A 15101-nucleotide genomic window follows, 5' to 3' on the forward strand; every position below is an offset into this window, starting at 1 on the left:
GACAGCACATGTCACAAGAAAAATACATCATGGCTATTGACCAGGGAACTACAAGTTCTCGTGCCATTATTTTCAACAAAAAAGGAGAAAAGGTTAGCTCGAGTCAAAAAGAGTTCACTCAGATTTTCCCTCAGGCAGGTTGGGTTGAGCACAATGCCAATGAAATTTGGAACTCTGTTCAGTCAGTTATTGCGGGTGCTTTCATCGAAAGTGGTGTCAAACCAAGTCAGATTGAGGCAATCGGTATTACCAACCAACGTGAAACAACGGTCGTTTGGGATAAGAAAACAGGCCTTCCTATCTACAATGCTATCGTTTGGCAATCACGCCAAACTGCTCCTCTGGCTGAACAACTGAAAAGCCAAGGTTATGTGGAAAAATTCCATGAAAAGACTGGTTTGATCATCGATGCTTACTTCTCTGCGACCAAGGTTCGTTGGATTTTGGACCATGTAGAGGGCGCTCAAGAGCGAGCAGAAAAAGGGGAATTGCTCTTTGGTACTATTGACACTTGGTTGGTTTGGAAATTGACTGACGGTGCGGCTCACGTGACGGACTACTCAAACGCAGCTCGTACCATGCTTTATAACATTAAAGAACTCAAATGGGATGATGAGATTTTGGAAATTCTCAACATTCCTAAGGCTATGTTGCCAGAAGTTCGTTCTAACTCTGAAATCTACGGTAAGACAGCCCCATTCCATTTCTATGGTGGAGAAGTGCCAATCTCAGGTATGGCTGGTGACCAACAGGCAGCCCTCTTTGGACAGTTGGCCTTTGAACCTGGTATGGTTAAAAATACTTATGGAACAGGTTCTTTCATCATCATGAATACTGGTGAAGAGATGCAGTTGTCTGAAAATAACCTCTTGACAACGATTGGTTACGGAATCAATGGCAAGGTTTACTATGCCTTGGAAGGTTCTATCTTCATCGCAGGAAGTGCCATTCAATGGCTTCGTGATGGACTTCGCATGGTCGAAAATTCACCAGAATCTGAAAAATACGCTCGTGATTCTCACAACAATGATGAAGTTTATGTCGTTCCAGCCTTTACAGGTCTAGGTGCTCCATACTGGAACCAAAATGCTCGCGGTTCTGTCTTTGGATTGACTCGTGGAACAAGTAAGGAAGACTTTATCAAGGCAACTCTTCAATCAATTGCTTATCAAGTGCGTGATATCATTGATACGATGCAAGTGGATGCTCAGACAGCTATACAGGTCTTGAAAGTAGACGGTGGTGCAGCTATGAACAACTTCCTCATGCAGTTCCAAGCTGACATCTTGGGAATCGACATTGCACGCGCCAAAAACTTGGAAACAACAGCTCTAGGAGCAGCCTTCCTAGCTGGTTTGTCAGTAGGGTACTGGAAAGACTTGGATGAGTTGAAACTCTTGAACGAGACAGGAGAACTCTTTGAGCCATCTATGAACGAATCTCGCAAGGAACAACTCTACAAGGGTTGGAAGAAGGCTGTGAAAGCAACCCAAGTCTTTGCGGAAGTAGACGACTAATACTGGAAGAATAAAGCGACTTAGTTAGAAAGTGTGTAAATATGGAATTTTCAAAGAAAACACGTGAATTATCAATTAAAAAAATGCAGGAACGTACCCTGGACCTCTTGATTATTGGTGGAGGAATCACAGGGGCTGGTGTAGCTTTGCAGGCGGCAGCTAGCGGTCTTGAGACTGGATTGATTGAAATGCAAGACTTTGCAGAAGGAACATCCAGTCGTTCAACAAAATTGGTTCACGGAGGTCTGCGTTACCTCAAACAATTCGACGTAGAAGTGGTATCAGATACAGTTTCAGAACGTGCAGTGGTACAACAAATTGCACCTCACATTCCAAAACCAGATCCAATGCTTTTACCAGTTTATGAAGAAGATGGAGCAACCTTTAGCCTCTTCCGTCTCAAAGTAGCTATGGACTTGTACGACCTTTTGGCAGGTGTTAGCAACACACCAGCTGCTAACAAGGTTTTGAGCAAGGAAGAAGTTTTAGAACGCCAGCCAAACTTGAAGAAAGAAGGCTTGGTAGGAGGTGGGGTTTACCTTGACTTCCGTAATAACGATGCGCGTCTCGTGATTGAAAACATCAAACGTGCCAATCAAGACGGTGCCCTCATTGCCAACCACGTTAAGGCAGAAGGCTTCCTCTTTGACGAAAGTGGCAAGATTACAGGTGTCGTAGCTCGTGATTTGTTGACAGACCAAGTCTTTGAAATCAAGGCTCGTCTGGTTATCAACACGACAGGTCCTTGGAGCGACAAGGTACGCAATTTGTCTAATAAGGGAACACAATTCTCACAAATGCGTCCAACTAAGGGAGTTCACTTGGTAGTGGATTCAAGCAAGATCAAGGTTTCACAGCCAGTTTACTTTGACACAGGTTTGGGTGATGGCCGTATGGTCTTTGTTCTCCCACGTGAAAACAAGACTTACTTTGGTACAACTGATACAGACTACACAGGTGATTTGGAACATCCAAAAGTGACGCAGGAAGATGTAGATTATCTACTTGGCATTGTCAACAACCGCTTCCCAGAAGCCAATATCACCATTGATGATATCGAAAGTAGCTGGGCAGGCCTTCGTCCATTGATCGCAGGCAATAGCGCTTCTGACTACAATGGAGGAAATAACGGAACCATCAGTGATGAAAGCTTTAACAACTTGATTGCGACTGTTGAATCTTACCTCTCTAAAGAAAAAACTCGTGAAGATGTAGAGGCTGCTGTTAGCAAGCTTGAAAGCAGTACCTCTGAGAAACATTTGGATCCATCTGCAGTTTCACGTGGTTCGAGCTTGGACCGAGATGACAATGGCCTCTTGACCCTTGCTGGTGGTAAAATCACAGACTATCGTAAGATGGCTGAAGGAGCTATGGAGCGCGTGGTTGACATTCTCAAAGCAGAATTTGACCGCAGCTTTAAACTCATCAACTCTAAGACTTACCCTGTTTCAGGTGGGGAATTGAACCCAGCAAATGTGGATTCAGAAATCGAAGCCTTTGCGCAACTTGGAGTGTCACGTGGTTTGGATAGCAAGGAAGCTCATTACCTAGCAAATCTTTACGGTTCAAATGCACCGAAAGTCTTTGCCCTTGCTCACAGCTTGGAACAAGCGCCAGGACTCAGCTTGGCAGATACCTTGTCCCTTCACTATGCAATGCGCAATGAGTTGGCTCTGAGCCCAGTTGACTTCCTCCTTCGTCGTACCAACCACATGCTCTTTATGCGTGATAGTTTGGATAGCATCGTTGAGCCAGTTTTGAATGAAATGGGACGATTCTATGATTGGTCAGAAGAAGAAAAAGCAGCTTACCGTGCTGACGTTGAAGCAGCTCTCGCTAACAACGATTTAGCAGAATTAAAAAATTAAGAAAAAATAAAAGAGGTGGAGGGCAGGACTCCTTGTCGCCCGCCCCTTCTTTTTAATGGAGACAGAAAGATGATGAATGAATTATTTGGAGAATTTTTGGGGACTTTAATCCTGATTCTTCTAGGAAATGGTGTTGTTGCAGGTGTGGTTCTTCCTAAAACCAAGAGCAACAGCTCAGGTTGGATTGTGATTACTATGGGGTGGGGGATTGCAGTTGCGGTTGCAGTATTTGTATCTGGCAAGCTCAGTCCAGCTCATTTAAACCCAGCTGTGACCATTGGTGTGGCCTTGAAAGGTGGTTTGCCTTGGGCATCAGTATTCCCTTATATCCTAGCTCAGTTCGCAGGGGCTATGCTCGGTCAGATTTTGGTTTGGTTGCAATTCAAACCTCACTATGAGGCAGAAGAAAATGCAGGTAATATCCTGGCAACTTTCAGTACCGGGCCAGCCATCAAGGATACAGTTTCTAACTTGATCAGTGAAATCCTTGGAACCTTTGTTTTGGTGTTGACAATCTTTGCTTTGGGACTTTACGATTTTCAGGCAGGTATCGGAACCTTTGCGGTGGGGACTTTGATTGTCGGTATCGGTCTATCACTAGGTGGGACAACAGGTTATGCCTTGAACCCTGCACGTGACCTTGGACCTCGTATCATGCACAGTATCCTTCCAATTCCAAACAAGGGAGACGGAGACTGGTCTTACGCTTGGATTCCTGTTGTGGGACCTGTTATCGGTGCAGCCTTGGCCGTTCTTGTATTCTCACTTTTCTAGTTTATACTCAATGAAAATCAAAGAGCAAACTAGGAAATTAGCCGCAGGTTGCTCAAAACAATGTTTTGAGGTTGCAGATAAGACTGACGAAGTCAGTCACATATATACGGCAAGGCGACGTTGACGCGGTTTGAATTTGATTTTCGAAGAGTATTAGAAAACAATTATTTTGATAGAGCTTAGGCAAGAGCTCAATTTCAGCAAAAGATACAGTAAATCTTCTCACAATAAAACACATAGTATCAAGTTTTTCAACACCTGATACTATGCGTTTTTTGATTTTAAGACTTTTTTCCAGTCTCTTTTTCGATTGAAGATGTAAGTATTCTAATAACTAACTTCATAGTACTAGCCAACAACGATAATCATAATTCCTCCTAAAATTAGGAATAATAAAGGCAATAGTTTTTGTTTTTTCATGTGAAATACCTCACTTTTATTTTCTTCTATTTTATGCTAAAATATTAAAAATTAAAAACTATTCCCATATATGCTTATTGGAGAGATGCTATGAAAAAATTTGGAGAAATTTTTAAAAAGTTTCGAGAATCGAGAGGGTTTCGCTTAAAAGATGTCGAAAAAGCTGGTATATCAACATCACAGCTCTCACGTTTTGAAAAGGGAGAGACTGATTTAACCATTTCAAAATTTATGGCTATTTTGGATGAAATTAACATGCCTATTGATGAATTTATGTATGCTGTTCATGATTTTCATCGTGATGAACTGAACGAACTCTTATCAAAGGTTAGGCATTTTGTATCAAATCATGATGTTGATGGGTTGAAAAAACTACTTTATTCTCAGATGGAGTCAGATTCTAAACAAGAGAAATTTCATAAGCTTAACATTATTTTATTAAAAATTCGTTTACAAGATTTATCTGGAGAAGCTTATTATTCTGGTGATGATTTATCTTATTTAACTGACTATCTCTTTAGTGTTGAATATTGGGGATACTATGAATTATTGATTTTTTCAAATACTTTAGATGTCCTAAAACACGATGTCTTCATGCTTTTGGCTAGAGAGATGTCTAGACGTTCTGATTTTTATAAAGAAATTCCTAATAATAGACGACTGATTTCATCTATGCTATTGAACGGGTATATCACATGTATTGAAAGAGGAAAATTTCTTGATGCTTTGTATTTTGAAAAACGACTAAACCAATGCTTTTTCACTGAAACTGAAATTTATGAGCGATTGGTATTTCAGTATGCCCAATATCTATATCGCTATAAAAAAGAGATGGATTGTAAAGCAATTATTGAAATGAGGAAGTGTATTGGAGCAATGAAATTAGCGGGAAGTAACCATTTGGCAAAGAATTATGAAAGGCACTTAGAAAAAATTTTAGCAAGTAAAAAGTAATACGCAGATATGGGAAAGGAAGTATCTCGAAATAATATTTTGGTAGAATTGTCTTTAGAAATTTCAATTACGGTTGTTTTATCAGTTCATTGTATTTGAGCGATAGGATTTTTCGAAGTTGTCACCATAATTATGAATTTTGAGGTATTTAATATGCAAGTTCTATCTCCATATATTTTAAGAAAGAAAAGTGAAACAGGAGAATTATTTTTCAATAGTAAAAATAATCATTCTTTTTTCATTACAAATGATTTACAAGATGTTATGGAAAATGATTTAGAGATTAAGGAACAATATGAAAATTATTTGAATAAGTATAATTATTTTCAAGAAGAAAATGAATTCGAGAATACAATAGATTATGTTAGAAATAGTGAAACGGAGACGTTAGAATTTACAATTTTAACACATGGAGACTGTAATTTTAGATGTAAATATTGTTATGAAAAATTTGAAAATATAAAAATGAGTAGAGAAACAGAGATTGCGATAGTTGAATTTACAGAAAAACTATTATCTGAATCTATGTTTAAATCTTTACATGTATCATGGTTTGGAGGAGAGCCTTTATTGGGACTAAAAACGATAAAGAATCTTTCAGAAAAGTTTATTAGTATTTGCTCTCAAAATGGACTTGATTATTCTGCTAGTATAACAACTAATGGATATTTACTTAATGAACGAATGATTCATCAGTTGATTTTAGACTATAGAGTTAGTAATTTTCAGATAACAATTGACGGAGATGAGGAAAGTCATAATTTTCAAAGAGTGTTGCGTAATGGAAAGGGATCATATATCAAGATACTCGAGAATATCAAAGGTTTACAAAATTCAAATTTGAATTTTTATTGTAATTTAAGATTTAATATATCGAAAGAAAATTTTAATAATGTTAAGATTTTTTTAGATTCAGATGGGAAATATTTTAAGCATGATAAACGATTTAGATTTTATTTTTATAATGTAGGTAGTTGGGGTTGTGGGGAGCGTGCCCAAAATTATAAAGTGACATTACCTAATTCAGATGCTAGTTTTGAATTATCAAAGTTTGCCATAAAAAAAGGTTATAATGTTCCTGCTGCTAGAAGTATAATAACAAATTTGTTCAACTGTTATGCAAATAGAAAAAATCACTATACAATTAATGTAAAGGGTGTGATTCAAACTTGTACGGTCGCCTTGTATTCTAAATCTAATATATTTGGAAGTGTACATAGTAAGTTTAATCAAGAAAAGTTTGATAAATGGCACTTAAACATGGATTCAGATTGTAAGCAGTGTCCTATTGCTTTAATTTGTAAATCAGGATTTTGTCCGCCAAAACATAGAAGTAATAAGCAAAGAACATTATGCAATCAAATAAAAAAGAAAATTGATAAAAATCTAGAATTATTTATGTTAAATAAGGAATATTGTGATTATCTTGATGCAATAAGAGAGGGGGTGAAAAGATGATTGTAATTGAAAATAAGAGTACTACTCAACTTGATACACTTGTATTCCGTGATCATTATTGCGATGAAGATGGAAATGAGTTTTAGATTGATTTTTAAAATATAAATCGAAATTTAGTTAGTCTAGTTCAGGAGGTAGTCACTCTTAATAAACAGCATCATATATAGGTTAATTAAATTATTGTATAGTCTCAGTTGGAGTTAATTTATTTATAACTTTTAGACTGAGGCTTTTATATCTATTCGCTTTCTTTTAGATAGGCTTATTTATGAAATTTCTAAAATACATTAAAACTAATATTTTTATCTATTTTTTAATAGGAGTGCTTTTGAATAGCGGAATGGCTCTAATAAAGCCATTGTTATTGGATAAGCTATTGAATATTCGTGAAGAGCAACTTACAATTGGTACAATTTCATACTTTGTTTTATATGGCCTGTGTTTACACCTGTTTTTTTATAGCACGATGTTGCTAGCAAATTTTGTCAGTAATAATCTGCAGCGTCATCTGCAAATTCGGTTAAAAGATCAGCTTATTAAGAAACTATTTTTGAAAGAAAACGTTGTATATGATGAAAAAGTTTCAATTGTTACACAAGATATGGAACTGCTCTATAATCGCTTCTTTTTACCCCTGGATATGATAGTTGGAAGAGTTTTTATACTTTGTACAACGATTGTTTTTATTTTGGTGCAAAATTTTTGGCTTGGTCTTGTTTTTATCGTGTTTTCTTTTCTTCGACCATTACCTCAATGGGTAATGAATAATCGTTTAATGAAAAGTGGTGCAAATTTTTCGGAAATGCAAAAAGCTTTTCATCTATCTGTAGGAGATTTTTTTAAGGGAGCAGATACGATATATTTTTATGGTGCTAGTAAAGAAAACTTTGCTAAGATGAGAAAAAACAACGAGTGTTACGAGAATGCTCGTTGGAAAAATGAATGGACTAGTAATGTCGTTTATTTTTTCAATGGTCCTTTAGAATTCCTTAGTCAGGTACTACCTCTTGCACTTGGTCTTTTATTACAAAAGAGTGGTATAGAGTTAACAACAGCTAGTTTGGTCTCTATGTATATAGCTACAATGAATCTTAGCGGACCTATTCAAAGAATTATGTATAGCATATCTGATATACAGCGATCGCAAACAGTGAAAGAAAAAATATTTTCATTATTGGAAGAATCTTGTTTAGAAACATCATATCCGACAGTCGAATCTTTAGCTGAGCTAGTTTTGGAGGGCGTTTCAAAACAGGTTGGAGAGCAAGTGCTCTTTTATGATTTGTCACTTAGACTAACTAAGCCAAGTAAAGTTTTAATAAAGGGAGCTAGTGGTACCGGAAAGTCAACTCTCCTACAATTGGTAGCAGGAAAGATAAGTCCGAATAGTGGTAGAATTATCGTACGTGATAAATCAGGTCGAGAATTTACTCATTATCAAGGGAATATCGCTTATATCTCTCAGAATCCATTTTTCAGACATGGGACAATCCGAGAAAATTTAACATTAGGACAGGAGATTTCAGATAAAGAATTACTCTGTTGCCTAGAACAAGTTGGTTTAACGAATGAAATCACCAATATCTTGGATTATCAACTGGTAAATAATGGAGAAAACATTTCAGGTGGACAACGTTTACGACTTGAATTAGTTCGCTGTCTGCTTCGACAAAAAGACATTGTGTTGGCGGATGAGGTCACATCATCCTTAGACAAGGACAATGCATATCAAGTGCGCCAGTTACTTTTGCAGTTGCCTATCATTTTGATTGAAGTTGCTCATCATATTGATTCAGAAACGGTTTATAATCAAGTAATTGATTTGGGAAAATATAGAATAAAATAAATAGACTTGTTCGGCATCTTGCTAGATATAATATATATGTATATTATGTATTGTTTTAGCTGATTTAAAGATGTGAAAACTAAAAACTATGGCTAAGTTGGAATGTTAAAAATTCAATTTCTGACCACCTAATCTTGTGTCAAATAGTTATCAAACAAAGTCTAGTCTACCATTTATCAGTTAAATATTTTTATGTTATGGGAGCGTTACATGTCTAATTCATTTATTAAGTTGTTAGTCTCTCAATTGTTTGCAAATTTAGCAGATATTTTCTTTAGAGTAACAATCATTGCGAACATATACATTATTTCAAAATCAGTAATTGCCACATCACTAGTTCCCATTTTAATAGGGATATCCTCTTTTGTTGCGAGTCTTTTAGTTCCTTTAGTTACTAAAAGGATAGCGCTAAATAGGGTTTTATCTTTATCCCAATTTGGAAAGACTATATTATTGGCGATACTGGTAGGAATGTTTACCGTAATGCAATCCATAGCGCCTTTGGTAACCTATCTATTTGTTGTTGCAATTTCCATATTAGATGGTTTTGCAGCACCTGTTTCCTATGCTATTGTGCCGCGCTATGCGACCGATTTGGGTAAGGCTAATTCAGCCTTATCAATGAGTGGTGAAGCTGTTCAATTGGTGGGTTGGGGATTAGGTGGACTCTTATTTGCAACAATTGGTCTGTTACCTACCACGTTTATCATTTTAATCTTGTATATCATTTCTAGCTTTCTGATGTTATTTCTGCCTAAGGCTGAAGTGGAGGTGTTAGAGTCAGAAACTAATCTTGAAATTTTGCTCAAAGGTTGGAAGTTAGTTGCTAGAGATCCTAGATTAAGACTTTTTGTATCAGCAAATTTATTTGAAATTTTCTCAAATACGATTTGGGTTTCTTCTATCATACTTGTCTTTGTAACTGAGTTATTAAATAAAACGGAAAGTTACTGGGGATATTCTAATACAGCATACTCTATCGGGATTATAATTAGTGGCTTAATTGCTTTTAGGCTATCTGAAAAGTTTCTTGCTGCTAAATGGGAAAGTATTCTTTTTCCTCTTGTAGCCATGGCAATAGTGACACTGACTATTCTATATTTTCCAAATGCACAGATGTTTTTAGTATTTTCAGCTTTAGTTGGTATGTTATCGCAACTAAAAGAAGTTCCTGAAAGTGTATTTCTTCAGGAAACAGTAGAGGAAAATAACTTGGTTAATGTCTATTCTGTTCTTGAAGTGATTTCGACACTAGCATTTTCAGTATTTGTTTTGCTAATGAGCTATATTACTGAGAGTTTTGGTATTAGTATCAGTTTTTGGATATCAGCCATTTGTCTGATGATAGAAGCTATTTTAATTTATATCAGACGAGATTATTTTAAATGAGAGACTGGTTAAAAAGTCTTGAAAAATTAGAAAAGCGCATAGTATCAGGTGAAAAACTTGACATTGTGCGTTTTATTATGGAAAGATTCCCTTCATTTTCTACTGAAATTGAGTTTTTGCTCAGGATCACTCTATTTGAAATATACATAGAAAAACCGCATAATTCTTAAAATAAACTGAAATCTAGTGAAAATGTACGGCAAACAATTGAAAAATTACCCTAGAAAGTGGTACAATAGTAGAAAAATACTATAGTAAGAGTTCATCTTATTTAGTAAAAATTACAGAAATGAATGGTTTTTCTTGATGAAACAGAGAAAAGAATTGTACCTCTTTCTTGGTCGGACAGCCTTGTATTTTCTTATCTTTCTAGGGCTGCTTTACTTCTTTAGCTATCTTGGTCAGGGTCAAGGAAGCTTTATCTATAATGAATTTTAACTTGAAGGAGAATTCCTATTGTGTCAAATAAACCAATAGCAGATATGATTGAAACCATTGAGCATTTTGCTCAGACACAGCCTAACTATCCTGTTTACAATGTTTTGGGGCAGGAACACACTTATGGCGATTTGAAGGCTGATTCGGATAGTTTGGCTGCAGCCATTGATCAACTAGGCTTGCCTGAGAAGTCTCCTGTGGTTGTTTTTGGTGGCCAAGAATATGAAATGTTGGCAACTTTTGTAGCCTTGACTAAGTCAGGTCACGCCTACATTCCAATTGATAGCCATTCGGCCTTGGAGCGAGTTTCGGCTATTTTAGAAGTGGCAGAGCCAAGTTTGATTATTGCCATTTCAGACTTTCCATTAGAGCAGGTTTCTACACCAATGATGACTCTAGCTCAGGTTCAAGAAGCCTTTGCTCAAGGGACTAGCTATGAGATCACGCATCCAGTCAAGGGCGATGATAACTACTACATTATCTTTACTTCTGGTACGACTGGTAAGCCAAAGGGAGTGCAGATTTCCCATGATAACCTCCTCAGCTTTACTAACTGGATGATTATGGATAAGGAATTTGCGACGCCAAGTCGTCCACAAATGCTGGCTCAGCCACCTTATTCTTTTGACTTGTCTGTCATGTACTGGGCGCCGACCGTGGCACTTGGTGGTACGCTTTTTGCTCTTCCTTCAGCCATTACTCAGGACTTTAAGCAACTTTTTGCGACCATCTTTTCATTGCCAATCGCTATCTGGACCTCAACCCCTTCTTTTGCAGATATGGCCATGTTGTCAGAAGACTTTAATAGCGAGAAAATGCCTGGCATCACGCATTTTTACTTTGATGGTGAAGAGTTGACGGTTAAAACAGCTCAAAAACTGCGTGAGCGTTTCCCAAATGCCCGTATTATCAATGCTTACGGTCCAACCGAAGCGACAGTAGCCTTGTCAGCTGTTGCTGTGACAGACGAGATGTTGGCGACTCTCAAACGCCTACCAATCGGCTATACCAAGGCTGATTCTCCAACCTTTATCATTGACGAGGAAGGAAATAAACTGCCAAATGGCGAACAGGGAGAAATCATTGTCTCTGGGCCAGCTGTTTCAAAAGGATATATGAACAATCCTGAAAAAACAGCGGAAGCCTTCTTTGAGTTTGAAGGTCTGCCAGCCTATCACACAGGCGATGTGGGAACCATGACAGATGAGGGCTTGCTTCTCTACGGCGGACGCATGGACTTCCAGATTAAGTTCAACGGTTACCGCATTGAGTTAGAAGATGTCTCTCAAAACCTCAACAAGTCTCGCTTTATCGAGTCTGCTGTCGCAGTTCCACGTTATAACAAGGACCACAAGGTACAAAATCTACTGGCCTATGTCATCTTAAAAGACGGTGTTCGTGAGCAGTTTGAGCGTGATATCGATATTACTAAGGCCATCAAGGAAGATTTGACAGACATCATGATGTCCTATATGATGCCGTCTAAATTCCTTTATCGAGATAGTTTGCCACTGACTCCAAATGGAAAAATTGATATCAAAGGATTGATTAACGAGGTGAATAAGAGATGATGGAGTTCTTTCAACAGCTTCCTCATTTAGAGCCATATGGCAATCCTCAGTATTTTGTTTATGTGATTGCTGCAACCTTGCTCATCTTTATTGGTCTCTTTTTCAAGAAACGCTTTGCCTGGTATGAAGTACTGGTTAGTCTCTTCTTTATCGTCACCATGTTGGTAGGTGGGAAGACCAATCAATTAGCTGCCTTGGGTATTTATCTGTGCTGGGAAATATTGCTCTTGCTATTCTACAAGCACTATCGAAAAAGTAAGGATGGCAAGTGGGTCTTCTACTTAGTTAGTTTTCTGTCCCTACTTCCGATTATCTTTGTCAAGGTGCAACCAGCTATCAACGGAACGCAGTCTTTACTTGGGTTTTTGGGAATTTCTTACCTGACCTTTCGTTCGGTTGGGATTATCATCGAGCTGAGAGATGGAGTGATTAAGGATTTTACCCTCTGGGAATTCCTTCGTTTCCTTCTCTTCATGCCGACTTTTTCAAGTGGTCCAATCGATCGCTTTAAGCGATTTAATGAAAATTACCAGACCATTCCTGAGCGAGATGAGTTGATGGATATGCTGGATGAATCTGTTCGCTATATCATGTGGGGCTTTTTGTATAAGTTTATCCTAGCTCATGTTTTAGGAGAGACCTTGTTGCCTCCTCTGAAGAATCTAGCCTTGCAGTCAGGTGGCTTCTTTAATCTCTATGCCTTGGCAGTCATGTATACCTTTGGTCTGGAGCTCTTCTTTGACTTTGCAGGTTACTCTATGTTTGCCTTAGCCGTTTCAAATTTGATGGGAATTCGTAGCCCTATCAACTTTAACAAACCTTTTTTATCAAGGGATTTAAAGGAATTTTGGAATCGTTGGCATATGAGTCTCTCTTTATGGTTCCGTGACTTTGTCTTTATGCGAATGGTCATGGTATTGACCAGAAAGAAGGTCTTTAAAAATCGCAATGTAACCTCAAGTGTGGCCTACGTTGTCAATATGCTAATCATGGGATTTTGGCATGGAGTGACTTGGTACTACATCGCCTATGGACTCTTTCATGGACTGGGCTTGGTGATCAATGATGCCTGGATTCGCAAGAAAAAAACGCTCAATAAGGAACGGAAAAAAGCAGGGAAGGCTTCCCTACCTGAGAATCGCTGGATTCAGTTGCTTGGCATGGTTGTCACCTTCCATGTCGTCATGCTGTCATTCTTAATCTTTTCTGGATTTTTGAATGATTTATGGTTTAAAAAATAAAAGGAAATAAAATATGGATATCAAATCAGAAGTTATCGAAATTATTGATGAGTTGTTTATGGAAGATGTTTCTGACATGATGGATGAAGATCTTTTTGATGCAGGTGTCTTGGATAGTATGGGAACGGTTGAATTAATTGTGGAGATTGAGAACCGTTTTGACATTCGTGTCCCTGTAACAGAGTTTGGTCGCGATGACTGGAATACAGCTAATAAAATCATAGCTGGTATTGTGGAGCTACAAAATGCTTAAACGCTTATGGATGATCTTCGGACCGGTCTTGATAGCTGGTTTGTTGGTTTTTCTGCTCATTTTCTTTTATCCTACTAGTAAAAGTTATAATTTATCAGAAGAAAAACGATATGCAGCAGCGATTAGTACACAAAGTTTTAGAGAAAGATTTCAGAAAGTGAGAGCTCTTTCGGACCCAAGTCTACGGTTCATTCCCTTTTTTGGTTCTAGTGAGTGGATTCGATTTGATAGTATGCATCCAGCTGTTTTAGCGGAGAAGTACAATCGTTCGTATAGACCCTATTTTTTAGGACAAGCAGGAGCAGCTTCTTTGAATCAGTACTTTGGTATGCAGCAAATATTGCCAGAGCTAGAAAATAAACAAGCTGTTTTTGTTATTTCTCCTCAGTGGTTTACAGAAACGGAGTATGAACCTGCAGTTTTTCGTAGGTATTTTAACACGGATCAATTGGGCGCTTTTTTGGAAAATCAGTCTGGAGATGTGTCAAGTCGTTACGCCGCTTCGCGTTTAATGAAAAAGTATCCTAATGTAGTATTGGGAGATATAGTCAAAAAAATAACCGAGGGTGAGCAACTTTCAGAAATAGATAAGACACTCATAGATACATTGGCACGATTCAACCAAAAACAATCATTTCTATTTGGACAATTGTCAGTGAATGATGGAGAAAAATATAGAGATCGCGTGGAGAAGTATTTAAAAGACCTGCCAGATAAATTTTCCTACGACGAATTGAGAGAAATCGCTGTAAAAGATGCTGAAGCAAATACCACGAATAATGATATGGGAATGGAAAATCGTTTCTATGATACGCAAGTAAAGAAAGATTTAAACAAGTGGAAGGATTATCAGAAAAATTATAATTTTCTAAAATCATCCGAATATAATGACTTGCAATTAGTCTTGAATCAATTTGCGAATTCAAAAGTGAATGTATTGTTTGTGATTCAACCTGTTAATAAAAAATGGATGGATTATACAGGATTAAATCAAGATATGTATCAACATGCAGTTGAAAAAATTCGTTACCAGTTAGAAAGCCAAGGTTTTACCAATATAGCAGATTTTTCAAAAAATGGTGCTGAACCTTATTTTGTAAAAGATACAATTCATATTGGTTGGTTGGGCTGGTTGGCTTTTGACAAGGCAGTTGATCCTTTCCTATCCAATCCCACACCATCTCCGACTTACCATCTGAATGAGCGCTTTTTCAGCAAAGATTGGGCGACTTATGATGGAGATGTCAAAGAATTTCAATAGATAATATAGAAGAGTTCAAGAATGAAACTAGTTTTCACGTTTTTTCTTGACTCTTTTTTTGCTTGTGATATAATTAACTGGTAAACAAAATGTCAAATAATAGTATTTTTC

General features: G+C 37.4%; 13 protein-coding genes. All 13 read left to right on the top strand.

The annotated features are described in order from the left end of the window. Positions 1-8 precede the first annotated feature (8 nt). Complete coding sequence (gene glpK, locus HMPREF1048_RS06895; RefSeq protein ID WP_000076797.1) at positions 9-1517, top strand: glycerol kinase GlpK; 1509 nt, start codon at positions 9-11, stop codon at positions 1515-1517. A 41-nt stretch (positions 1518-1558) separates the two neighbouring features. Next, the gene (gene glpO, locus HMPREF1048_RS06900; RefSeq protein ID WP_000395954.1) at positions 1559-3385 is read left to right on the top strand and encodes a type 1 glycerol-3-phosphate oxidase; all 1827 of its coding nucleotides are present in this window, start codon (positions 1559-1561) and stop codon (positions 3383-3385) included. A gap of 69 nt (positions 3386-3454) precedes the next feature. Next, complete coding sequence (locus HMPREF1048_RS06905; protein WP_000980822.1) at positions 3455-4159, top strand: MIP/aquaporin family protein; 705 nt, start codon at positions 3455-3457, stop codon at positions 4157-4159. Positions 4160-4669: 510 nt separating this feature from the next. Then, positions 4670-5533, top strand: a complete 864-nt coding sequence (locus HMPREF1048_RS06915) for a helix-turn-helix domain-containing protein (protein ID WP_000713268.1) — start codon at positions 4670-4672, stop codon at positions 5531-5533. Between the two features lie 153 nt (positions 5534-5686). Next, complete coding sequence (locus HMPREF1048_RS06920; protein WP_001197959.1) at positions 5687-6991, top strand: radical SAM protein; 1305 nt, start codon at positions 5687-5689, stop codon at positions 6989-6991. A gap of 268 nt (positions 6992-7259) precedes the next feature. Further along, a complete protein-coding gene (locus tag HMPREF1048_RS06925; protein ID WP_000670463.1) occupies positions 7260-8837 on the top strand; it encodes an ATP-binding cassette domain-containing protein in 1578 nt (525 codons plus the stop codon). Positions 8838-9047: 210 nt separating this feature from the next. Further along, on the top strand, positions 9048-10226 hold the full coding sequence (locus tag HMPREF1048_RS06930) for a ryptide export MFS transporter (RefSeq protein ID WP_025171924.1): 1179 nt from the start codon (positions 9048-9050) through the stop codon (positions 10224-10226). Beyond that, positions 10223-10396 carry a hypothetical protein gene (locus tag HMPREF1048_RS13370; protein WP_198429568.1) on the top strand — a complete coding sequence of 58 codons (174 nt, stop codon included), beginning with the start codon at positions 10223-10225 and terminating at the stop codon, positions 10394-10396. The genes HMPREF1048_RS06930 and HMPREF1048_RS13370 overlap by 4 nt, the downstream gene beginning before the upstream one ends. 136 nt (positions 10397-10532) lie before the next feature. Then, complete coding sequence (locus tag HMPREF1048_RS06935) at positions 10533-10664, top strand: teichoic acid D-Ala incorporation-associated protein DltX (RefSeq protein ID WP_000813667.1); 132 nt, start codon at positions 10533-10535, stop codon at positions 10662-10664. A gap of 20 nt (positions 10665-10684) precedes the next feature. Continuing rightward, on the top strand, positions 10685-12235 hold the full coding sequence (gene dltA, locus HMPREF1048_RS06940; RefSeq protein ID WP_000066717.1) for a D-alanine--poly(phosphoribitol) ligase subunit DltA: 1551 nt from the start codon (positions 10685-10687) through the stop codon (positions 12233-12235). Beyond that, positions 12232-13476 (top strand): D-alanyl-lipoteichoic acid biosynthesis protein DltB, encoded by a 1245-nt coding sequence (dltB, locus tag HMPREF1048_RS06945; RefSeq protein WP_000969717.1) that lies wholly within the window; start codon positions 12232-12234, stop codon positions 13474-13476. The genes dltA and dltB overlap by 4 nt, the downstream gene beginning before the upstream one ends. Positions 13477-13489: 13 nt before the next feature. After that, positions 13490-13729 (top strand): D-alanine--poly(phosphoribitol) ligase subunit DltC, encoded by a 240-nt coding sequence (gene dltC / locus HMPREF1048_RS06950; RefSeq protein WP_000351967.1) that lies wholly within the window; start codon positions 13490-13492, stop codon positions 13727-13729. Then, positions 13722-14990 (top strand): D-alanyl-lipoteichoic acid biosynthesis protein DltD, encoded by a 1269-nt coding sequence (dltD, locus tag HMPREF1048_RS06955; protein ID WP_000919883.1) that lies wholly within the window; start codon positions 13722-13724, stop codon positions 14988-14990. Before dltC ends, dltD begins: the two co-directional genes overlap by 8 nt. Positions 14991-15101 lie beyond the last annotated feature (111 nt).

It is taken from the genome of Streptococcus mitis SK575 (assembly GCF_000257865.1).
GTDB classification, from domain to species: Bacteria; Bacillota; Bacilli; order Lactobacillales; family Streptococcaceae; genus Streptococcus; species Streptococcus mitis_CQ.

What these genes read in the sequence shown, in the direction of transcription:
- glpK (WP_000076797.1), top strand. Translation starts at nt 9, where the DNA reads ATGTCACAAGAAAAATACATCATGGCTATTGACCAGGGAACTACAAGT.
- glpO (WP_000395954.1), top strand. Translation starts at nt 1,559, where the DNA reads ATGGAATTTTCAAAGAAAACACGTGAATTATCAATTAAAAAAATGCAG.
- HMPREF1048_RS06905 (WP_000980822.1), top strand. Translation starts at nt 3,455, where the DNA reads ATGATGAATGAATTATTTGGAGAATTTTTGGGGACTTTAATCCTGATT.
- HMPREF1048_RS06915 (WP_000713268.1), top strand. Translation starts at nt 4,670, where the DNA reads ATGAAAAAATTTGGAGAAATTTTTAAAAAGTTTCGAGAATCGAGAGGG.
- HMPREF1048_RS06920 (WP_001197959.1), top strand. Translation starts at nt 5,687, where the DNA reads ATGCAAGTTCTATCTCCATATATTTTAAGAAAGAAAAGTGAAACAGGA.
- HMPREF1048_RS06925 (WP_000670463.1), top strand. Translation starts at nt 7,260, where the DNA reads ATGAAATTTCTAAAATACATTAAAACTAATATTTTTATCTATTTTTTA.
- HMPREF1048_RS06930 (WP_025171924.1), top strand. Translation starts at nt 9,048, where the DNA reads ATGTCTAATTCATTTATTAAGTTGTTAGTCTCTCAATTGTTTGCAAAT.
- HMPREF1048_RS13370 (WP_198429568.1), top strand. Translation starts at nt 10,223, where the DNA reads ATGAGAGACTGGTTAAAAAGTCTTGAAAAATTAGAAAAGCGCATAGTA.
- HMPREF1048_RS06935 (WP_000813667.1), top strand. Translation starts at nt 10,533, where the DNA reads ATGAAACAGAGAAAAGAATTGTACCTCTTTCTTGGTCGGACAGCCTTG.
- dltB (WP_000969717.1), top strand. Translation starts at nt 12,232, where the DNA reads ATGATGGAGTTCTTTCAACAGCTTCCTCATTTAGAGCCATATGGCAAT.
- dltC (WP_000351967.1), top strand. Translation starts at nt 13,490, where the DNA reads ATGGATATCAAATCAGAAGTTATCGAAATTATTGATGAGTTGTTTATG.
- dltD (WP_000919883.1), top strand. Translation starts at nt 13,722, where the DNA reads ATGCTTAAACGCTTATGGATGATCTTCGGACCGGTCTTGATAGCTGGT.